Raw genomic sequence first — 18,617 nt, forward strand, 5'->3', positions numbered from 1 at the left:
TCAGATATGCCTCTAGCGGATCACCTGACCATCAGATCGGCCCGTCCCGGTGACGAAACCGGGATGAGCATGGTGCTGACGGAGGTGTTGACCGATTGGAACAGCACCCGGCCCGGAGACCCTGCGCATGTGCTGGCCGCCTATATCGGTCATCCTGATCGGGTCGACTGTGCGGTCTGCGAAGGTCCTGACGGAGCTGTCGGGTTTCAGTCTCTCAGACTGGCGCTTCCCGGCAACGTCTATGAGGTTGAACCGGGCTGGGGCATCATCGGAACCTATGTGCGGCTCGATATGGGGCGGCAGGGCATCGGTCAGGCACTTTTCGCCCACAACCTGCGCGCTGCTCAAGCGGCGGGGCTAAGCTGGATCGAGGCGACCATCGGCGCTGACAATCTCAGGGCGCAGGCGTATTATGATGCCATGGGGTTTCAGACCTACCGACCAGATGACGGTGCGGTGCGCAAACGCTGTGCGGTGTCGCGTCTGATGGAAAATCTGATATGAAAAAAGGGGCCGTTTGGCCCCTTTTTTACTCTGATCAATGCTTGAGACGTCAGCCTCTCAACTCAACCGCTTCAACTCGGCGGTCAGCTTGTTAATGTCACCCCTGTTGCGATCAAGAATGGCACCGATTTCGGTGCGTTCGGTCAGCAGCAGGTTCACACCTTCGATGAACATGTTGTAGAACTTATCGCGGCCGGATTTGTCAGACACCAGAAAGGTCACTTCAAATGGGGCCTGACCCTTCAGCTTGGCCAGCGATTTGATCTCATAGCCTGCTTTAATCTTGCGGGCTGACTGAACCTCGACAGACCCGCCGATGAATTCCCGGAACCGTTTGCCATATTTGCGCGAGATATAGCTCTGAAAGGCCCCGGTAAAGGCGCGCAGTTCAGAGGCGCTGGCGCTGCGCGCTTCGACACCCAGCGCATAGCGGGCCATGATGTTCACATCGGCATAACGCACAAAGATTTTCTCGAAATCGCGGATCATTGCGCTTTCGGATTTACCTGATGCAATCACCTTGTTGATGTCACCCACAACACTGTCGACAAGGCTGCGTGCGCCTGCTTCGCTCAGGGCAAGCAGTTTGCCGGGCAGGGCGGCGAGCCCTACAAAGGCAAGTCCCGTGGTCAGAAAACTGCGGCGGGTCAGAAAATTACTCGGCATAGATGTCCTCATACGGATCTGAATAGGGATCCCCATAGACCCCTTCATATTCACTTTGATCGCCGCCTAACTCAAAACGGCGATTTTGCAGATAGATCAACCGCGCTTGGGCGTAGCTGTCTGCGCTTTCGTACAAAATAGAGTCGATGGTGTCGGAATATGTGCCACGATCCCCGAGACGACGCACCACCTCGGCATAGATACCGATGTTGTCGGCTGGATTATGCCGAGCGTAGCTGATCGGATTGGTGAAGAAATCCACCAAAATGCCGGCCCCGTCGCGCGCGGTGGAGGGGCCAAAGAACGGCAGTTCCACATATGCGCCTTCGCCAACACCCCAGACGTGCAATGTCTCGCCAAAGTTGGTGTCAACCCGCGGTACATTAAAGTCAGAGGCCGGATCGCCCAGACCACCGATGCCAAAGATCGTGTTGATAACAAAGCGCGACATCGCAATGCCGGATTCCTTTAGGTTGCCTTGCAGCAGCGCGTTTACGGCCTGGCCCGGCATCGACAGGTTTTCAGCGAAGTTGTTGAAACTGGTGACCATATCCGGTGGCACCACGGCGACATATCCTTTGGCCGCAGGGCGAAATGCAAAGCGGTCAACGCCGCGGTTGAAATTGTGGATCGACCGATTGGTGTTCTCATAGGGGTCGAATACCTCACCCGAGGTGCGCGAAACACTATCCTGGGTTGCACAGCCTGCCAGTGCCGACGTAACAGTAACCAAGGTTATCAATAATAAAGGTCGCAGCGGGAAGGTCATTCGCTTGAGTGTCCGATCTATCAGCAGTGGGCTTAGTTGAGACCCACTTATAAAGTTTCTCAGCTCTGCCTAGTCAGAAGCTGGGTTTGTTTACACTGTTGTGGCAGATTTGGAACATATATGGTCCGGTTTTCTGCTCGCTTGGCTGATACATAGAGCATATCGATAGGGAATTGCAGGCCTCTCATGACGAAAACCTCTTTTAAGACCGGTGCCGAGGAACTGCGCGCCCATCGGCAGCGCAGCCGCAGCCTTTATTGGGCGGTCGCGATCTTCAGTTTCTTTGTGAATATGCTGATGCTGACCGGCCCACTTTACATGATGCAGGTCTATGACCGGGTTCTGGGCAGCCGCTCGGTGGCAACGCTGATCGCGCTGTCACTGCTGGTGGTGTTCCTTTATGGCACCATGGGCGTGCTGGATTATGCGCGCGGGCGGATTTTGGCGCGTGTTGGCGCACGGTTTCAGGCTGGATTAGATCAGCGCGTGTTCGACGCAATGATCCGCCGATCTGCTGTGGCGCCGGATCCTGTGGCACAAACCGGGCTGAGCGACCTGGAATCGGTGCAGCGGTTGATTGCCTCTCCGGTGCTGGGGGCCGCGTTTGACTTGCCCTGGACGCCGATCTTCCTGTTTGGCATTGCGCTGTTCCACCCTTGGCTGGGTCTATTGGCGCTGGGGGGCGGGGCGGTTCTGATTGCCATCGCTGTCTTGAACCAGCTTTTGTCCCGCAGGCCGCAGATGCAGGCCGGGATCTCGGGCCATCGCGCAAACCTCATGTCTGAGGAAATCCGCACAGAGGCGGAGATGATTCAGTCAATGGGCATGCGTCGCGCTGCCTTTGATCGCTGGAAATCCGGCCGCGATGCCGCCCTTGTCGACAGTGTGAGCGCCAGCGATGTCGGCGGCGGTTTTACCACCCTGACCAAGACACTGCGTCTGTTCCTGCAATCGGCGATGCTGGGGCTTGGCGCTTATCTGGTGCTGCAAAATCAGGTCACCGCGGGGGCGATGATTGCGGGCTCCATCCTGATGGGGCGGGCGCTGGCGCCAATCGAACTGGCGCTTGGCCAATGGGCGATGGTGCAAAGGGCGATCAAGGGGTGGCGGAATCTGGGCGAATTGCTGGAAAAAGTCCCGGAAGAGCCGGAGCGCACGGAACTGCCCAAACCCAATGCAAATCTAGAGGTGCAGGCGCTGGCCGTGGTCCCGCCCGGCGACAGCCGTCCGCAGCTGCGCAATGTCAGCTTTCGGGTGCAGCCGGGGCAGGCGATTGGCGTGATTGGCCCCTCTGGGTCCGGAAAATCCACGCTGGCACGTGCCCTGACAGGCGCGTGGCGGCCGGCGGCGGGGACTGTGCGATTGGATGGTGCCTCGCTGGACCAATACGCACCCGAAGTGCTGGGCCAGAACATTGGGTATCTGCCTCAGCGCGTGCAGCTGTTCGAGGGCACCATTGCACAGAATATCGCGCGGCTCATGCCGCAACCAGATTCGGCCAAGGTGGTCGCTGCTGCAAAAAAGGCCGCCGCCCATGACATGATCGTACATTTGCCCGACGGCTATGACACCCACATCACCGCCGGTGGCGGGCGTTTGTCCGGGGGGCAGATGCAGCGCGTCGCTCTGGCGCGCGCGCTTTACGATGATCCGGTGATCGTCATTCTGGATGAGCCGAACTCAAATCTCGACAATGACGGATCGGTGGCGCTGAACCGGGCCATCAAACAACTAAAGGCCGACGGCAGGTCTGTGCTGATCATGGCTCACCGTCCGGCCGCTATTCAGGAATGTGATCTGCTGCTGGTGATTGATCAAGGCATTCAAACCGCCTTTGGTCCAAAGGATAAGGTGCTCAAAGAAATGGTGTCGAACCACCAATCCATCCAGCAGGCGACAGCCGGAGGCGTACGATGACAAGTGATACCAGATGGTCCGCCCGTCGCCCGATGATCATTGGACTGATCGGCATGCTGATCTTGCTCGGCGGTTTTGGCACGTGGTCCGTTGCCACCTCGATTGCGGGGGCCATCGTGGCCTCTGGCCGGATCGAGGTCGATCGCAACCGTCAGGTGGTACAGCATCTGGATGGGGGCATCGTGCGCGAAATCCTGGTGGAGGAGGGGGATACCGTGGACGAAGGCGCAGTTCTGTTGCGTCTCGATGCCAAAGAGCTGACGTCGCAGTTGGTCATCACGGAAGGTCAGCTGTTTGAACTGATGGCGCGTCGCGCCCGTCTTGATGCTGAACGTGACAGCGCAGAGACAGTTGAATTTGATGCCGAACTGCACGATCTGGCAGTGACCCAGCCCGAGGTCGCTGATCTCATGCAGGGCCAGATGAGACTGTTTCAGGCCCGCAAAGATTCTATCGCGCGCGAGATTGATCAGCTGGAAAAACGGCGATCCCAGATCAAGGATCAGATCACGGGCGTGCTTGCGCAGCAGGACTCGCGCCGCACCCAACTCTCTTTGATCAAGCAGGAACTTTCGAATCAGCAATCTTTGCTGGACCGGGGCCTGGCACAGGCGGGCACCGTCCTCAATCTGCGGCGGACTGAGGCCGATTTGCAGGGCTCCCTGGGGGAGCTGATCGCAACCGAGGCCCAGGCCGAGGGGCGCATCACCGAGATTGATATCGAGATTTTGAAACTGGCGACCCAGCAGCGCGAAGAGGCCATCACCCGTCTGCGCGACCTGCGCTATCAAGAACTGGAGCTGGCCGAGACCCGCCGTGCTTTGTTAGATCGGCTGGCGCGGCTCGATATCACCGCGCCGGTCTCCGGCATCGTCTATGGTCTACAGGTGCACACGCCGCGGTCGGTGATCCGGGCGGCGGATCCGGTGTTGTATCTTGTGCCGCAGGACCGCCCGCTGGTGATTGCTGCGCAAGTTGCCCCCACGGATGTGGATCAGATCTTTGTTGGGCAGGCGGTGACATTGCGGTTCCCGGCCCTTGACCAGCGTTCCACACCCGAGCTGTTCGGAACGGTCAAGCAGGTCTCTGCTGATGCGTTTGAGGATCCCAATAGCAAACTCTCCTACTACCGCACCCAGATTGAGCTGGATCCCGGTCAGCTGGAAACCCTGCCCGCCGATACGGTGCTGATCCCCGGCATGCCGGTTGAGGGCTATATCCGCACGGCGGACCGCACCCCGCTCGCCTATCTGGTCAAACCGCTGTCGGATTACTTTGTCCGCGCCTTCCGAGAGAGCTGACCCGATTTCACGGCCTGATGGGCAAGCGTCGCAAAACCGTCCCTACGGGGGCGGTTTTTTGCTTTCCGCCCTGCCGCTTCCCGGTTAGCGTTCCGCGAAACCTGACACAAAGGACCACCCCCATGGATATCGAAGCCAAACTCAAAGACCTGGGCATTCAACTGCCAAGCGCACCAGCCCCTGCAGCCAACTACGTGCCCTATGTAGTGGTGGACAATATGGTCTATATCTCCGGCCAGATTTCTGCCGGTCCTGAGGGTCTGATCACCGGTAAACTGGGCGCGGATATGGATGTGGCCGCTGGTCAAAAGGCAGCCCGCCAATGCGCCATCGCGCTGCTGGCGCAGCTGAAAGCCGCCTGTGACGGTGATCTGAACCGTCTGAAGCGCGTTGTGAAACTAGGTGCATTTGTCAATTCCACCGACAGCTTCACTGACCAGCCGCAGGTGGTGAACGGGGCCTCTGACCTGATGGTCGAGGTGCTGGGTGATGCCGGGCGTCATGCCCGTGCCGCTGTCAGCGCGCCCTCGCTGCCGCTGGGCGTGGCAGTGGAAATCGACGGCGTGTTTCAGATCTCATGACCTCTGATCTGCCTGCCGCATTCCTGCGCCAGCCCATCACCCATCGCGCGCTGCACGACGTACGCGATGGTCGCCCGGAAAACAGCCGCGCGGCCATACTGGCCGCGATCAAGGCTGGCTACGGCGTGGAAATGGATCTGCAACTGTCCTCGGACGGGCGCGCCATGGTGTTCCACGACTACAATCTGGAACGGCTGGCCGAGGGTGCGGGGCTTGTTGCCGATCACACCCGCGACCAGCTGCGCTCCATCCCTCTCAAGGGCGGCGACGGCGAGTGTATTCCCGATCTGGCCGAGATCCTCGACCTGGTCGATGGGCGCGTGCCACTCTTGATAGAGCTGAAAGATCAGGACGGCAATATGGGGCCTAATGTTGGCGCGCTGGAGCGGGATACCGTGGAACAATTGCAGGGCTACAAGGGTGATGTGGCGCTGATGTCCTTCAACCCGCATTCGGTGGCCGCGCTGGCAAAGTTAGCTCCGGAGCTGCCGCGCGGCATCACAACAAGTGGCTACGATCCGGTTAAGTGGACCGAGCTGGGAGCAGAGACCTGCGACCATCTGCGCGCGATCCCGGACTTTGACCGGGTTGGGGCCTGTTTCATCAGCCACGAGATGCAGGACCTTGCCCGTGAGCGCGTTGCAGAGCTGCGCGCCATGGGCGTGCCGATCCTGTGCTGGACGGTGACCTCGGCCGAGATGGAAACCGAGGCGCGCAAAATCGCGCATAATGTGACCTTCGAACGCTATCTTTCTGATTTTGCGACTTGAACCGCGCCGCGATGGACACAGATACTGTCTGTCGCGGAGGCATTGAATGAAACAGGCGCAGATCGAAATCGAGGTGCTCGGCGCGCTGTCGCAGTTGGATGCGGCAGAGTGGGACGCCTGCGCCTGTCCCGAAGCTGCCGATGGTGGCGCCCCGCTGGATCCCTTCACTACGCACCGGTTCCTTGCCGCGCTAGAGGACAGCGGTTCCGTCGGGCGCGGCACCGGCTGGCAGCCGCAGTATCTGACTGCGCGCCGCGACGGTGTGTTGATCGCCTGCGCGCCGATGTACGCCAAATCCCACAGTCAGGGCGAATATATCTTCGACCACAACTGGGCCCATGCCTATGAGCAGGCGGGCGGGCGTTACTACCCCAAGCTGCAGATCGCAGCGCCTTTTACCCCCGCCACAGGGCGGCGTTTTCTGGTAAAGCCGGAATTCGAAGGGCTGGGCCAGTCCGCACTGGTGCAGGGGGCTGTACAACTGGCGGCGGACAACCGCGTCTCCTCCCTGCATGTGACCTTCTGCACCGAGGATGAGGCGCAGATGGGCGCCGAGATGGGGCTGATGGCCCGTGTCACGCAACAGTTTCACTGGCTGAACGACGGTTACCGTAGTTTTGACGATTTCCTTGGCGCACTCTCGTCACGCAAGCGCAAGACCATCCGCAAGGAACGCGCGCAGGCGCTAGGCTTTGGCGGTGAGATCCGCGCTTATCACGGCAGCGATCTGCGCCCCGAACATTGGGATGCCTTCTGGACCTTCTATCAGGATACGGGCGCGCGCAAATGGGGCTCGCCCTATCTCAGCCGCGCCTTCTTCGACATCGCGCATGACACCATGGCTGACGACATGGTGCTGATTCTCGCCGAACGTGACGGGATACCGGTCGCGGGAGCGTTGAATTTCCTTGGCCGCGAGACACTTTACGGGCGCTATTGGGGCTGCCGCGAACACCACCCCTGCCTGCATTTCGAACTGTGTTACTATCAGGCGATTGAACAGGCTATCCTGCGTGGGTTGAGCCGGGTAGAGGCTGGCGCGCAGGGCGAACACAAGCTGGCGCGTGGCTATCTGCCGACACAAACGCATAGCCTGCATTGGGTGGGCGATCCGGGATTTGCCGATGCCATTGCTCGCTATCTGGAGGCAGAACGCGGCGCCATCGAAGAAGAAATCGAGATCCTGACGGACTATGGACCGTTCCGCAAACCCCATGTGGAGGAGCAACAATGACCGAGAAACTTTCAGACGCCACCCGTGGCCCACTATTGGATCCGCTGTTCAGCGCCGGTTGGCAGGTGGTTGAGGGGCGCGATGCCATCACCAAGACCTATAAATTCGACAGTTTTGTCGATGCCTTCGGTTGGATGACCCGCGCCGCAATATGGGCCGAAAAATGGGATCACCACCCGGAGTGGAGCAACGTCTACAACTCCGTTACCGTGACCCTGACCACCCATGATGTCGGTGGCCTTAGCGCGCTGGATGCAAAACTCGCCCGCAAGATGGAAAGCCTTTAGCGGCCACCACCCGACAGATGTGAATAGACAAAGGCGCGGCTTGGTTCCGCGCCTTTGTCTATTGTTCCTTGCGGATCAGCCCATCGCCTCCAGCAGCGCCTCGCCCGCAGACAGCTCACATTGGCCGGGATTGTCTTCGGCGTTCATGACCTCGACCTTGCCATCGCGTGCCAGCATCGCATAGCGCAGCGACCGCCCGATCAGACCCGCCGCAGGCGCGTCCAGCCGCATCCCGATCGCATCGGTAAAGCCGCATTCGGCGTCCGATAGCATGGTGATACCGGCAGCACCGGCCCCGGTCGCCTCTGACCAGGCCTGCATTACAAAGGGATCGTTGCCCGCAATGCAGAGGATCTCATCCACGCCTTTGGCTGCCAGCGCGTCCTTATTGCGGATGAAACTGGGCACATGGGCCGAATGGCAAGTCGGGGTAAACGCGCCCGGCACCGCAAAAATGGCAACCGTGCGCCCTTTGGTCAGCTCGGCCATGCTTACCTGTTCAGGGCCCTCGGCCCCCATGCGGGTTAGTGTCGCCTCAGGCAGGGCCTCTCCAACGGAAATCATGATCTGTTCCTCTCCCGTGATTGTGTTTTATATCCCCACACATATAGGGTCGGGCAGCAGGCATGCCAGAGGCGTGTGACAACCAGCAGCCGCAGACCGGGACAGCAGAAAGATAGGGGGAACCATGACCCATTTCGTCGTGATCGGGGCAGGGCAGGCCGGCGCCTCGCTGGTGGCCCAGCTGCGCAAGCAGGGCTTTGAGGGCGAGATTACGCTGATCGGCAGCGAACCTGTCGTACCCTATCAGCGTCCGCCTCTGTCGAAGGCCTATCTGCTGGGTGAGCTGGAGCTGGAGCGGCTCTATCTGCGGCCTGAGAGTTTCTATGCCGATAGCAATATCACCCTCAGACTGGGGCAGCAGGTGCAGGCCATTGATCCTGCGGCCAAGACCGTGACCCTCGCGGATGAGGTGCTGCACTACGACCAGCTGGCGCTCACCACCGGGTCCAGCCCGCGCCGTCTGCCTGCCGCCATTGGTGGCGATCTGGACGGCGTTTACGTGCTGCGCGGTCTGGCGGATGTGGACGCTATGGCGCCCGTGGTCAAAGACGGTGCGCGCACGCTGATTGTGGGCGGCGGGTACATCGGGCTGGAGGCAGCCGCCGTCTGTGCCAAACGCGGGGTCTCCGTCACGCTGGTCGAGATGGCCGACCGTATCCTGCAACGTGTTGCAGCCCCCGAAACCTCGGACTACTTCCGCGCGCTTCACGCGGGCCACGGTGTCGATATCCGCGAAGGCATCGGGCTGGAGCGGCTGGAAGGCGGGAATGGCACCGTCAGCCGCGCCGTGCTCAGCGATGGCTCAACGGTTGAGGTGGATTTCGTCATTGTCGGCGTTGGTATCACCCCCGCATGCGATCTGGCAGAGGCGGCGGGCCTGACGCTGGAGAACGGGATCAAGGTGGATGCGCAGGGCCGTACCTCGGATCCGTTCATATGGGCCGCCGGGGATTGCGCATCTTTCCCCTATCGCGGCAACCGCATCCGTCTGGAAAGCGTGCCCAACGCCATTGATCAGGCAGAGGTCGCTGCCCGCAATATGCTTGGCGCGAATGAGACTTATGTGGCCAAGCCGTGGTTCTGGTCCGATCAATACGACGTCAAACTGCAAATCGCGGGCCTCAACACCGGCTACGACAATGTCGTCACCCGCGCGGGACAGGATGGCACCATGTCCTTTTGGTACTACACCGGTGATCAGCTGGTGGCGGTGGATGCGATGAATGATCCCCGCGCCTATATGGTCGCCAAGCGTCTGATCGAGGCCGGGCGCACCGCCGACAAAACCGTGGTGGCTGACCCTGAGGCGGATCTGAAACCGCTCTTGCGCGCATGAGGATCATCGCCGGAGATTTCCGAGGCCGCGCGCTCACCAGCGTGGGCAAGGGGGATGCAGGCGCCCATCTGCGCCCCACCACCGACCGGGTGCGCGAAAGCCTGTTCAATGTGCTGTCGCATCTGGTCGATTTCGACGGGCTGCGGGTGCTGGATCTGTTTGCGGGCACCGGTGCCCTGGGGCTTGAGGCGCTATCGCGCGGTGCGGCGGATGCGGTGTTTGTGGATGATGGCCGCATCTCTCAGGGGCTGATCACCAAAAACATCGACCTGCTGCGCATCAAGGATCGCGCCCGTCTCATCCGCCGCGATGCCACCCGCCTGCCTGTGAATGATGGCGCGCCTTGTGATGTGATCTTCCTCGATCCTCCCTATGGTAAATCACTGGGGCAAAAGGCACTGGCGGCGGCGACCAAGGGCGGTTGGCTGGCCGAGGATGCGTTAGTCGTCTGGGAAGAAAGCAGCCCCATGCAGCCCCCCGAAGGATTCACTCTGCACGACAGCCGCAAATACGGTGATACGCATGTCACCCTTCTGTGGCGCGAGAGCTGAGCATCAGCACAAAAGGACAGCACCATGCCGATCACATACCCCACCCCGCAACTGGTGATTTTCGACTGTGACGGCGTGCTGGTCGACAGCGAAACGCTCAGCAATCAGGTGCTGGCCGACAACCTCGCACGCCACGGGCTTCAGCTGTCACTTGCAGAATGTATGGATCTCTTTGTCGGTGGCACCATGGCAGATGTGCGCACCAAGGCCATCGCCCGTGGCGCGGACCTGCCTGAAAATTGGGTGGATGAGGTCTACGGAGAAACCTACGCCCGCCTGCGGCAGGGCGTGGACCTGGTTCCCGGCATTCCTGATCTTCTGGCGCTCTTGCAAGCGCGGGGCATCGCTTTTTGTGTGGCCTCCAACGGCAGCGATGAAAAGATGCGCATCACCCTTGGCCAGAACGGTCTTTGGGATCTGTTCCATCCTCACGCCATGTTCTCTGCCCATACGCTCAAGACCGGCAAACCTGATCCTGATCTGTTCCTTGCTGCGGCCTGCCATTTCAATGTGCAGGCCCGCGATTGTCTGGTGATCGAGGACAGCGAAAACGGCGCCATCGCCGCCGCCCGCGCGGGCATGCGCTGCCTCGGCTTTGATCCGCACGGCACGGGCCGCCGCCTCACACCGCACAACGCCGAGCATATTACCACCATGGCAGACGTCCCGCGTCTGATCGGCCTGCTTCCCTAATAGTACTCTCAGGTAGAGTGCGACATTTTCACAGCAATCTATGCGTATTGCTTGGCGGAACTCCCCACAGTCTGACCGCAGGATTTACACGCACCCATGTTGGCCATATTCGGCTTGGGAAACGGACGATCTATCGTTCCGTTCAGCATCTCATTTCAGATGCTCAGAATTGAAGTAGGACACAATATGAAACTCAATCTCCGCATCGGCCTGGCCCTCGCCAGCGCCTTGGCCCTGTCGGCCTGCGTATCGCCCGATGTTGTCACCAAAACGCAGGTGGGTGATGCCAAGCTGACCTGCACCGAAATCGAGGTGCAGCTGAACCAGCTGGAAGATATCCGCGAAGAAGCCAAGAAGGGCAAGAGCATGTCCGGCGAGAATATCGCAGCCGCGCTGTTGTTCTGGCCGGCGGTTATCGGCAACCACTCCAACGCCAAGCAGGCGCTTGAAGCTGCGAACGAGCGTCACGAGGTTCTGGTGGCTCTGGCAGAGCGCAAACGTTGCAAGCTCTGATCAGTACAGACAGTCTGACATAAAAAGGGGAGCAAGGTCTTGAGCCTGCTCCCCTGATTTTTGCGTGGCCTGCGTTGCTTAACCGTAGGTCGGATGAAACTTCCCGCTGGGTGACAGGGTAAAGATCTCAGCCCCATCAGCGGTCACCCCAACCGAATGCTCAAACTGCGCTGACAGCGATTTGTCGCGGGTCACGGCGGTCCAGTCATCAGCAAGGATCTTGGTCTCAGGCCGACCCAGATTGACCATTGGCTCGATAGTGAAGAACATGCCTTCCTCCAGCACCGGGCCAGAGCCTGCGCGGCCATAATGCAGCACATTTGGCGGTGCGTGGAATACCTGCCCCAGGCCGTGGCCGCAGAAATCCCGCACCACGCTCATGCGCTGTGCTTCCACATAGGACTGGATCGCATGGCCGATATCACCAAAGGTGTTGCCGGGTTTCACCGCCTCGATCCCCTTCATCAGGGAGTCATGGGTGACCTGGATCAGCCGCTCGGTTTTGCGGGATAGCTTGCCCGCCACATACATGCGGCTGGTGTCGCCAAACCAGCCATCTACGATGACGGTCACGTCGATATTCAGGATGTCGCCATCCTTCAGCTTCTTGTCGCCGGGGATCCCGTGACAAACGACATGGTTCACGCTGATGCAGCTGGCGTGCTGATAGCCTTTGTAGCCGATGGTGGCTGAGGTCGCGCCTGCGTCCTCCACCATCTGGGTGATCATCCGGTCCAGCTCGCCGGTGGATTGCCCCGGCGCCACATGCGGAGCGATATCGTCCAGGATCCGGGCGGCCAGCGTCCCGGCCGCGTGCATTCCCGCGAAATCACCGGGTTCATAGATACGGATGCCGTCTTTTGTGGTGCGGCCGTCTTTCGATCTCATCAGATGAGGCTCCATCGGGTGTCTTTGACATAGCTATGTAAGCGGTTCGCGCCAAAAGGGCCAGAGCCGGCACGGCCGCCTGCCGGGAACTTTTTCCCGGTGGCATGCGTTCCCTCCCTGACGAATTGCAATCGCACGACGGAGGACCCCGCACCCATGGACAGCATGAATGCCCTGATGCAGACTGAAATCTACAATGGAAAATCGCTGGCGGATTTGGTCACGCTGGAATTTCTGGCCCAGGCCATGGGCAGCGTGCTTGCAGCCACCGTTATTCTGCTTGCCGGGTTCATTGTAGCGAGCTGGGTCAAACGCCGGATCGTGCAGATCGGCGACAGCCATGCCAGCCTTGATGTGACCCTGTTCCACTTCCTCGGCAATCTGGCGCGCTATGTGATCCTCGCTTTTGCGGTGCTGTTTGTGCTGAACACGTTCGGGGTGCAGACCACCTCCATTATTGCCGCCATCGGTGCCGCGGGTCTGGCCATTGGTCTGGCAATGCAGGGCGCGCTGTCCAATGTCGCGGCCGGCATCATGCTGATCCTGTTCCGCCCGTTCAAGCTGGGTGATTTCATCGAAGTGAACGGCGAAATGGGCACGGTGAAGGAAATCACCCTGAACAATACCGTGATCGCCAGCCTCTCCAACCTGAAGGTGATAATCCCCAACTCCGAGGTTTGGGGCAACACGATCACCAATTATTCCGAGTTTGACACCCGCCGGGCTGAATGGAATTTCGGTGTGGGTTACGGTGCCAATCTTGCCACCGCCGAACAGGTGATCCGCGACACCATCATGTCCGACAGCCGCTCGCACGCAGAGCCGGAGCCATTCATCCAGGTCAACAATCTCAACAGCAGCTCGGTGGATTTCCTGGTGCGTGTCTGGGTCGATGCGGCGGAGTATTTCCAGTATCAGGCCGACATGAAACGTAAGGTGAAAGAGGCACTGGACACGGCAGGAATTGATATTCCCTTCCCGACCCGCACGTTGGTTCAGGCAGGCCCTGATGCGTCGCAGCAGGCTTCAGAAGACGGCGATCAGCAGGACAGCGCTGCAAACCGCAACGAGGCCGCTGCCTGAGGGATCAGCTCGCGATCACGCCCGCAATCTCAACGCCTTGCGGGCTGATGTGGGTGCTGATCACCAGACGCTCCACACCGGTAGCCGCCGCCGCATCCCAAGCGGCGGCATAGATCGGGTCGATGTCGCGGGCAATCTCAAAGCGATCACAATCCTCGCGCTGCACCAGATAGAGCAGCACCGCCCGGTGTCCGGCCCGGCACATATCCGCCAGGTTGCCCAGATGTTTGGCGCCGCGCGCGGTGACGCTGTCGGGGAACTCCGCCAGCCCGGGCTGGCGCGACAGGGTGACGCTTTTGACCTCGACATAGCAATCGGGCAGGCCGGGCTGGCTCAGCAGGAAATCAATGCGGCTCTTCTCGGCATATTTCACCTCGGCCCGGACCGTTTCATAGGCCGACAGCGCTGCGATCTGGCGCGCCTCCAGTGCGGATTTCAACGCGCGGTTTGGCACCGATGTATCCACACCCACCAGGGTGCCACCGGCAACTTCGACCAGCCGCCAGCCGTATTTCAGCTTTTTCTTCGGGTCGTCATTCGGCTCCAGCCAGACCGGGCTGCCAGGCTCGGCCAGCCCCAGCATCGAACCGGGGTTGGCGCAATGGGCAGTCACCTCGCGCCCATCCGGCAACTGGCAGTCCGCCAGAAACCTCTTGTAGCGTCGGATCAGCACGGCGGGCAGGAGAGGGGTTTGAAAGCGCATGTGACTGGGCCTATACCTGCGCTATCATTGGATCAAGAGGAGGAGCGCAGATGGCAAACCCAACCGCCGCAATGCTGGTGATCGGAGACGAAATTCTGTCCGGGCGCACCCGTGACGCCAATATGTATTACCTCGCCGGTGAACTGACAAAGCATGGCATCGACCTGCAGGAGGTGCGGGTGATCAGCGACAACGAGTCCGCGATCATCGCGGCTGTGACGGCGCTGTCTGACAGCTATGACCATGTCTTCACCAGCGGCGGCATCGGCCCCACCCATGATGACATCACCGCCGATTGCATCAGCAAGGCCTTTGGTGCGCATCTGGACGTGCGCGATGATGCCCGTGCGCTGTTGCAGGCCCATTACGACAAATCCGGGCAGGAGCTGAACGCCGCCCGCTTGCGGATGGCTCGGATCCCCGATGGCGCGACACTGATCGAAAACCCGGTCTCCACTGCGCCCGGTTTCACCCTGCGCAATGTGCATGTGATGGCCGGGGTGCCCAGCGTGTTTCAGGCCATGGTCGCCTCGGTCCTGCCGACGCTCACGGGCGGCGCGCCGCTCTTGTCGCAGACCCTGCGTGTGCAGCGGGGCGAGGGCGATATCGCCCCCATCCTGACCGCCATTGCCGAGGCCTATGATGACCTCTCCATCGGCTGTTACCCGTTCCAACAAAACGGTGCCTTTGGCGCCAATGTGGTGGTTCGGGGCGCTGACGGTGCGCGGGTGGATGCCGCGATCACAGCGCTGGCGCGGGATCTTGATCTTTGACGACTGCTCACTCTCTGACCGACCCCAAGTATTACGACGTCACCGACCACACATGGCCCGCCGCTGAAATACGGCAGCTTGGCCCTGTAACCCTGCGCCGGGGCGCTGGCGGTGGCAGCCGTGTCTCCGCAGCAACTGTCATCACAGGTCACGCAAGCGACGCAGAAATCACCGCGGCTGAACAGGCCATGGGCGGTATGGGGCAGGATCATCTGTTCATGATCCGCGATGGTCAGGACGCCCTTGATGCGCAACTCGCTGCGCGGGGCTATGTGATCAAGGATCCAGTGGTGCTCTGGACCTGTCCGGTCGAATCGCTCTGCCATGTTGAAATCCCGCCCGTGACAGCCTTCTGCGTCTGGGAACCGCTGGCGATCCAGCATGAAATCTGGGCCGCAGGCGGTATCGGTCCCGAGCGCTTCGCCGTGATGCAACGGGTTGCGGGGCCAAAGACTTCGCTGCTGGGCCGGTGTGACGATTCTCCGGGCGGCACCGGTTTTGTGGCCATCCATGATGGCATCGCCATGGTCCACGCGCTGGAAATCCTGTCACAACAACGCCGCAGGGGTATGGGCGTCTGGCTGATGCACCGCGCTGCGCAATGGGCCGCCGATCAGGGCGCACGCGAATTGGCGGTTCTCTGCACCGAGGCCAACGCCGGGGCAAACGGTCTATATGCCTCACTTGGCATGCTGCGCGCCGGGCGTTACCACTATCGGCACAATCCAAAGGAAGTGTAACCCATGACTCGCGACACCGACGCACCCACAGCGCTTGACCTGCCGATGGTGGACCCGCTTCCGCCCGAGACGCAGAAGTATTTTGACATCTGCCAGGAGAAGCTGGGCATGGTGCCCAATGTGCTGCGCGCCAATGCGTTCGACATCGACAAGCTCAACGCCTTTACCGGGATGTATAACGACCTGATGCTGGCGGACAGCGGCCTGTCAAAGCTGGAACGCGAGATGATCGCGGTGGTCGTGTCTTCCATCAACAGCTGTTTCTACTGCCTCGCAGCCCATGGCGCAGCGGTGCGCCAGCTGTCTGGTGACCCCAAACTGGGTGAAATGCTGGTGATGAATTACCGCGTCGCGCCGCTGGAGCCCCGCCAGCGCGCCATGCTGGATTTCGCGGCCAAGGCGACCAAGGCCAGCGCCGAGATCGAAGAGGCCGACCGCAAGATCCTGCGCGACCACGGGTTCAGCGACCGCGATATCTGGGACATTGCCAATGTGACCGGCTTTTTCAATATGTCCAATCGGGTTGCCAGCGCCACCGGCATGGTGCCCAACGACGCCTATCACGCGCAGAACCGTTGATCCGTCGCGCTGTCTTTGCCGCCCGGCGGCTGACGCCTGCGGTGGCGGGGCTGCTCTGTGCGGCCCTGCCATCGGTGGTCGCTTCGCAGGGGGTAAATTTACCCCCCGGCGCACGCCAGCTGGCCGAGCGCGCCACCGCCCTTGGCAGCTATGCGGTGCCGCTCGGTCCCGCCAGCGACGACGGCGTACCCGAACGCCAGGTCGAGGGGCAGATCCTGCGCCGCAGTTGGCGGGTTTCCGGTGATGCCACGGTGTTGCAAGTGCTTGCACCGCTGCGCGCGCAGCTGGTCGAGGCCGGGTATGAGCTGCTTTATCAATGCCCCGCACGGAGCTGCGGCGGTTTTGATTTCCGCTTTGATATTGAGGTGATCCCCGCCCCGGACATGACCGTGGATGTTAGCAACTACAGCTTCCTCTCTGCCGAGCATCCCGACGGGCGGATCGTCACTCTCTTGGTCTCGCGCTCCGGCAACGCCACCTTTGTGCAGGTGATTGAGGTCACGCCCGAAGGTGTCAGCACGCCGGTCATCGCAGAGGGCACCACTTCGGCAAGCGGCGGCACCGACGAAGCCCCGACCGTCGCGCTGCCACTCATTGGCGCGGCAGAGTTGATCACCGGGTTGCGCCGCAACGGGCGGGCGGTCTTGGCGGACCTGGAGTTTGAAACCGGCGCCGTGACACTGGGGGCAAAACCCTATGACAGCCTTGCGGCCCTTGCGGAGTTTCTGATCCAGAATCCGGATTTTGATGTGCTCCTGGTCGGGCATACCGATACGGTGGGGTCGCTGGAGCAGAATATCGCGATCTCTGAACGCCGCGCCGATGCGGTGCGCCGCCGCCTGCTGGCCGATAGCGCGGTTGACCGTGCACGGGTCGCGGTGGCAGGCGCGGGCTTCATGGCGCCGCTGACCACCAATCTCACCCCCGAGGGGCGCGAGGCCAATCGCCGGGTTGAGGTGGTGCTGATCAGACGTTGATGTGGTGCGGTCCAACTCGGTCTTTCGGATAGATACAGAAAACCCGGCGCAACGGCCGGGTCCTGTCCAATCCCAAAGAGGCGCGCCTCACCAGGTGATGCCATCCTTGTCGGCAAAGGCATTGGCGAGGAAGTCGATAAAGGCCCGCACCTTGGGCTGGGTGAAACGGCCAGGAGGGTAGACCGCATAAATGCCTTGGGTCTCCATCGGCAGCGAGGGCATGACGTCCTCGACCAGCCCCTCGGCCATGGCGTCGGAGTAGAGGTAGCTTGGCAGATAGGCGATCCCCAGACCGGAAATGGCCGCATTCAGCAGCGATTGCCCGTCATTGACCGACAGCCAGCCGGAGGTCCGCACCTGCCGCTTTTCGCCCGACGGCGCGGTGATCTTCCACATGCTGCCGCTCGACTGGTTCGAATAATGCAGCAGCTTGTGCATGTTCAGATCGTCGATTTTCTGCGGACGGCCGAATTTCTCCAGATAGGCGGGGGAGGCGATCATCCGCTTGGTGGTTTCGGTCAGTTTGCGCGCCCGCAGAGAGCTGTCTTCCAGCTCACCAATCCGCAGCGCCATGTCGAACCCTTCAGAGATCAGCTCTACATAGCGGTTGTTCAGCACCATATTGACGGTGATATCGGGGAAATCGCGCAGGAAGTCCGACAACACGGGCGACAGGTGGTTGACGCCAAAATCCGTCGCCACCGAAATCCGCAACAGCCCGGAAGGCGCCGATTGCATCGAGGTCACCAGCGCATCCGCCTCGCCGGCATCATTTAGGACACGGCGCGCCCGGTCATAATAGGCCAGCCCAATTTCGGTGGGGGACACCCGCCGCGTGGTCCGGTTCAGCAGCCGCGCGCCCAGCCGGGCCTCAAGGCTGGACACATGTTTGGATACCGCCGATTTGGATATCCCCATTTTCTTTGCCGCATCGGTGAATCCGCCCTGATCCACCACATTGGCAAAGGCCTCCATTTCGGTCAGTCGATCCATGGCGTTCGCGTCCTTATCCATCCGAGTTCCCCTATTTCTCGCGGTGAAATCGGGCAAGAACGGGGCAGGGATGGGATAATTGCGAGGTTATTCACCCATAGTTTACCAGCTGGAAACACCTGCAGCTCTGCCCGAATATCGCAATAGTGGTCGAAGCCACTATGTTGAGAGGGGCTTACACCAATGGGAGGACAT

General features: G+C 60.6%; 22 protein-coding genes. 16 read left to right on the plus strand and 6 right to left on the minus strand.

Annotation, left to right across the window (positions count from 1 at the left end; all coding sequences use genetic code 11):
• Window positions 1–6: 6 nt before the first annotated feature.
• Window positions 7–504: a GNAT family N-acetyltransferase gene (locus tag PhaeoP97_RS02795; protein WP_083570307.1), complete on the plus strand. Its 498-nt coding sequence runs from the start codon at window positions 7–9 to the stop codon at window positions 502–504.
• A gap of 57 nt (window positions 505–561) precedes the next feature.
• Here PhaeoP97_RS02795 and PhaeoP97_RS02800 read toward each other — a convergent pair whose 3' ends face one another.
• Window positions 562–1,170 (minus strand): MlaC/ttg2D family ABC transporter substrate-binding protein, encoded by a 609-nt coding sequence (locus tag PhaeoP97_RS02800; protein WP_072503788.1) that lies wholly within the window; start codon window positions 1,168–1,170, stop codon window positions 562–564.
• Window positions 1,160–1,939, minus strand: a complete 780-nt coding sequence (locus PhaeoP97_RS02805) for an MlaA family lipoprotein (RefSeq protein ID WP_072503789.1) — start codon at window positions 1,937–1,939, stop codon at window positions 1,160–1,162. The genes PhaeoP97_RS02800 and PhaeoP97_RS02805 overlap by 11 nt, the downstream gene beginning before the upstream one ends.
• Window positions 1,940–2,125: 186 nt before the next feature.
• Between PhaeoP97_RS02805 and PhaeoP97_RS02810 the strand changes: the two genes are divergently transcribed.
• The 6 genes from PhaeoP97_RS02810 (at window position 2,126) to PhaeoP97_RS02835 (ending at window position 8,029) form a co-directional block, all read left to right on the plus strand.
• Window positions 2,126–3,856 (plus strand): type I secretion system permease/ATPase, encoded by a 1,731-nt coding sequence (locus tag PhaeoP97_RS02810; RefSeq protein WP_072503790.1) that lies wholly within the window; start codon window positions 2,126–2,128, stop codon window positions 3,854–3,856.
• The gene (locus tag PhaeoP97_RS02815; RefSeq protein ID WP_072503791.1) at window positions 3,853–5,157 is read left to right on the plus strand and encodes an HlyD family type I secretion periplasmic adaptor subunit; all 1,305 of its coding nucleotides are present in this window, start codon (window positions 3,853–3,855) and stop codon (window positions 5,155–5,157) included. The genes PhaeoP97_RS02810 and PhaeoP97_RS02815 overlap by 4 nt, the downstream gene beginning before the upstream one ends.
• Before the next feature lie 122 nt (window positions 5,158–5,279).
• Window positions 5,280–5,738, plus strand: coding sequence for a RidA family protein (locus tag PhaeoP97_RS02820; RefSeq protein WP_072503792.1), 459 nt, complete (start codon window positions 5,280–5,282; stop codon window positions 5,736–5,738).
• On the plus strand, window positions 5,735–6,508 hold the full coding sequence (locus PhaeoP97_RS02825; protein ID WP_072503793.1) for a glycerophosphodiester phosphodiesterase family protein: 774 nt from the start codon (window positions 5,735–5,737) through the stop codon (window positions 6,506–6,508). Before PhaeoP97_RS02820 ends, PhaeoP97_RS02825 begins: the two co-directional genes overlap by 4 nt.
• 46 nt (window positions 6,509–6,554) lie before the next feature.
• Window positions 6,555–7,742, plus strand: coding sequence for a GNAT family N-acetyltransferase (locus tag PhaeoP97_RS02830; RefSeq protein WP_072503794.1), 1,188 nt, complete (start codon window positions 6,555–6,557; stop codon window positions 7,740–7,742).
• Window positions 7,739–8,029, plus strand: a complete 291-nt coding sequence (locus PhaeoP97_RS02835; RefSeq protein ID WP_072503795.1) for a 4a-hydroxytetrahydrobiopterin dehydratase — start codon at window positions 7,739–7,741, stop codon at window positions 8,027–8,029. Before PhaeoP97_RS02830 ends, PhaeoP97_RS02835 begins: the two co-directional genes overlap by 4 nt.
• Window positions 8,030–8,104: 75 nt before the next feature.
• On the opposite strand, the gene PhaeoP97_RS02840 is transcribed toward PhaeoP97_RS02835, so the two are convergent.
• A complete protein-coding gene (locus tag PhaeoP97_RS02840; RefSeq protein WP_072503796.1) occupies window positions 8,105–8,593 on the minus strand; it encodes a peroxiredoxin in 489 nt (162 codons plus the stop codon).
• A 124-nt stretch (window positions 8,594–8,717) separates the two neighbouring features.
• On the opposite strand from PhaeoP97_RS02840, the gene PhaeoP97_RS02845 reads away from it, so the two are divergent.
• From PhaeoP97_RS02845 to PhaeoP97_RS02860, 4 genes are all read left to right on the plus strand, one after another.
• The gene (locus PhaeoP97_RS02845; RefSeq protein ID WP_072503797.1) at window positions 8,718–9,929 is read left to right on the plus strand and encodes an NAD(P)/FAD-dependent oxidoreductase; all 1,212 of its coding nucleotides are present in this window, start codon (window positions 8,718–8,720) and stop codon (window positions 9,927–9,929) included.
• The gene (gene rsmD / locus PhaeoP97_RS02850) at window positions 9,926–10,480 is read left to right on the plus strand and encodes a 16S rRNA (guanine(966)-N(2))-methyltransferase RsmD (RefSeq protein ID WP_072503798.1); all 555 of its coding nucleotides are present in this window, start codon (window positions 9,926–9,928) and stop codon (window positions 10,478–10,480) included. The genes PhaeoP97_RS02845 and rsmD overlap by 4 nt, the downstream gene beginning before the upstream one ends.
• A gap of 24 nt (window positions 10,481–10,504) precedes the next feature.
• On the plus strand, window positions 10,505–11,173 hold the full coding sequence (locus PhaeoP97_RS02855; RefSeq protein ID WP_072503799.1) for an HAD family hydrolase: 669 nt from the start codon (window positions 10,505–10,507) through the stop codon (window positions 11,171–11,173).
• Between the two features lie 186 nt (window positions 11,174–11,359).
• Complete coding sequence (locus PhaeoP97_RS02860; protein WP_072503800.1) at window positions 11,360–11,686, plus strand: hypothetical protein; 327 nt, start codon at window positions 11,360–11,362, stop codon at window positions 11,684–11,686.
• A gap of 78 nt (window positions 11,687–11,764) precedes the next feature.
• On the opposite strand, the gene map is transcribed toward PhaeoP97_RS02860, so the two are convergent.
• Entirely contained in the window at window positions 11,765–12,574 is an 810-nt protein-coding gene (map, locus tag PhaeoP97_RS02865) for a type I methionyl aminopeptidase (protein WP_072506264.1), read from the minus strand.
• A gap of 156 nt (window positions 12,575–12,730) precedes the next feature.
• Here map and PhaeoP97_RS02870 point away from each other — a divergent pair, with 156 nt between their 5' ends.
• Window positions 12,731–13,657 (plus strand): mechanosensitive ion channel family protein, encoded by a 927-nt coding sequence (locus PhaeoP97_RS02870; protein ID WP_072503801.1) that lies wholly within the window; start codon window positions 12,731–12,733, stop codon window positions 13,655–13,657.
• Between the two features lie 4 nt (window positions 13,658–13,661).
• Here PhaeoP97_RS02870 and sfsA read toward each other — a convergent pair whose 3' ends face one another.
• Window positions 13,662–14,360, minus strand: a complete 699-nt coding sequence (gene sfsA / locus PhaeoP97_RS02875; protein ID WP_072503802.1) for a DNA/RNA nuclease SfsA — start codon at window positions 14,358–14,360, stop codon at window positions 13,662–13,664.
• Window positions 14,361–14,410: 50 nt separating this feature from the next.
• Between sfsA and PhaeoP97_RS02880 the strand changes: the two genes are divergently transcribed.
• The 4 genes from PhaeoP97_RS02880 to PhaeoP97_RS02895 are packed head-to-tail and all read left to right on the plus strand — an operon-like array spanning window position 14,411 to window position 17,429.
• Window positions 14,411–15,133, plus strand: a complete 723-nt coding sequence (locus PhaeoP97_RS02880) for a competence/damage-inducible protein A (protein ID WP_072503803.1) — start codon at window positions 14,411–14,413, stop codon at window positions 15,131–15,133.
• Window positions 15,130–15,873: a GNAT family N-acetyltransferase gene (locus PhaeoP97_RS02885; RefSeq protein WP_072503804.1), complete on the plus strand. Its 744-nt coding sequence runs from the start codon at window positions 15,130–15,132 to the stop codon at window positions 15,871–15,873. The genes PhaeoP97_RS02880 and PhaeoP97_RS02885 overlap by 4 nt, the downstream gene beginning before the upstream one ends.
• A gap of 3 nt (window positions 15,874–15,876) precedes the next feature.
• A complete protein-coding gene (locus tag PhaeoP97_RS02890) occupies window positions 15,877–16,452 on the plus strand; it encodes a peroxidase-related enzyme (RefSeq protein ID WP_072503805.1) in 576 nt (191 codons plus the stop codon).
• A complete protein-coding gene (locus PhaeoP97_RS02895; protein ID WP_072503806.1) occupies window positions 16,449–17,429 on the plus strand; it encodes an OmpA family protein in 981 nt (326 codons plus the stop codon). The genes PhaeoP97_RS02890 and PhaeoP97_RS02895 overlap by 4 nt, the downstream gene beginning before the upstream one ends.
• An 87-nt stretch (window positions 17,430–17,516) precedes the next feature.
• On the opposite strand, the gene PhaeoP97_RS02900 is transcribed toward PhaeoP97_RS02895, so the two are convergent.
• The gene (locus PhaeoP97_RS02900) at window positions 17,517–18,422 is read right to left on the minus strand and encodes a LysR family transcriptional regulator (RefSeq protein WP_014875799.1); all 906 of its coding nucleotides are present in this window, start codon (window positions 18,420–18,422) and stop codon (window positions 17,517–17,519) included.
• Window positions 18,423–18,617 lie beyond the last annotated feature (195 nt).

The sequence above is a fragment of the Phaeobacter porticola genome (assembly GCF_001888185.1).
In the GTDB taxonomy this organism is placed as follows: Bacteria; Pseudomonadota; Alphaproteobacteria; order Rhodobacterales; family Rhodobacteraceae; genus Phaeobacter; species Phaeobacter porticola.

Coding starts and splice junctions, on each gene's coding strand:
- PhaeoP97_RS02890 (WP_072503805.1), top strand. CDS start 15,877: ATGACTCGCGACACCGACGCACCCACAGCGCTTGACCTGCCGATGGTG.
- PhaeoP97_RS02880 (WP_072503803.1), top strand. CDS start 14,411: ATGGCAAACCCAACCGCCGCAATGCTGGTGATCGGAGACGAAATTCTG.
- PhaeoP97_RS02810 (WP_072503790.1), top strand. CDS start 2,126: ATGACGAAAACCTCTTTTAAGACCGGTGCCGAGGAACTGCGCGCCCAT.
- PhaeoP97_RS02855 (WP_072503799.1), top strand. CDS start 10,505: ATGCCGATCACATACCCCACCCCGCAACTGGTGATTTTCGACTGTGAC.
- PhaeoP97_RS02830 (WP_072503794.1), top strand. CDS start 6,555: ATGAAACAGGCGCAGATCGAAATCGAGGTGCTCGGCGCGCTGTCGCAG.
- PhaeoP97_RS02870 (WP_072503801.1), top strand. CDS start 12,731: ATGGACAGCATGAATGCCCTGATGCAGACTGAAATCTACAATGGAAAA.
- PhaeoP97_RS02860 (WP_072503800.1), top strand. CDS start 11,360: ATGAAACTCAATCTCCGCATCGGCCTGGCCCTCGCCAGCGCCTTGGCC.
- PhaeoP97_RS02800 (WP_072503788.1), bottom strand. CDS start 1,170: ATGCCGAGTAATTTTCTGACCCGCCGCAGTTTTCTGACCACGGGACTT.
- PhaeoP97_RS02840 (WP_072503796.1), bottom strand. CDS start 8,593: ATGATTTCCGTTGGAGAGGCCCTGCCTGAGGCGACACTAACCCGCATG.
- PhaeoP97_RS02820 (WP_072503792.1), top strand. CDS start 5,280: ATGGATATCGAAGCCAAACTCAAAGACCTGGGCATTCAACTGCCAAGC.
- PhaeoP97_RS02845 (WP_072503797.1), top strand. CDS start 8,718: ATGACCCATTTCGTCGTGATCGGGGCAGGGCAGGCCGGCGCCTCGCTG.
- PhaeoP97_RS02815 (WP_072503791.1), top strand. CDS start 3,853: ATGACAAGTGATACCAGATGGTCCGCCCGTCGCCCGATGATCATTGGA.
- PhaeoP97_RS02805 (WP_072503789.1), bottom strand. CDS start 1,939: ATGACCTTCCCGCTGCGACCTTTATTATTGATAACCTTGGTTACTGTT.
- sfsA (WP_072503802.1), bottom strand. CDS start 14,360: ATGCGCTTTCAAACCCCTCTCCTGCCCGCCGTGCTGATCCGACGCTAC.
- rsmD (WP_072503798.1), top strand. CDS start 9,926: ATGAGGATCATCGCCGGAGATTTCCGAGGCCGCGCGCTCACCAGCGTG.
- PhaeoP97_RS02825 (WP_072503793.1), top strand. CDS start 5,735: ATGACCTCTGATCTGCCTGCCGCATTCCTGCGCCAGCCCATCACCCAT.
- PhaeoP97_RS02835 (WP_072503795.1), top strand. CDS start 7,739: ATGACCGAGAAACTTTCAGACGCCACCCGTGGCCCACTATTGGATCCG.
- PhaeoP97_RS02795 (WP_083570307.1), top strand. CDS start 7: ATGCCTCTAGCGGATCACCTGACCATCAGATCGGCCCGTCCCGGTGAC.
- PhaeoP97_RS02900 (WP_014875799.1), bottom strand. CDS start 18,422: ATGGATCGACTGACCGAAATGGAGGCCTTTGCCAATGTGGTGGATCAG.
- map (WP_072506264.1), bottom strand. CDS start 12,574: ATGAGATCGAAAGACGGCCGCACCACAAAAGACGGCATCCGTATCTAT.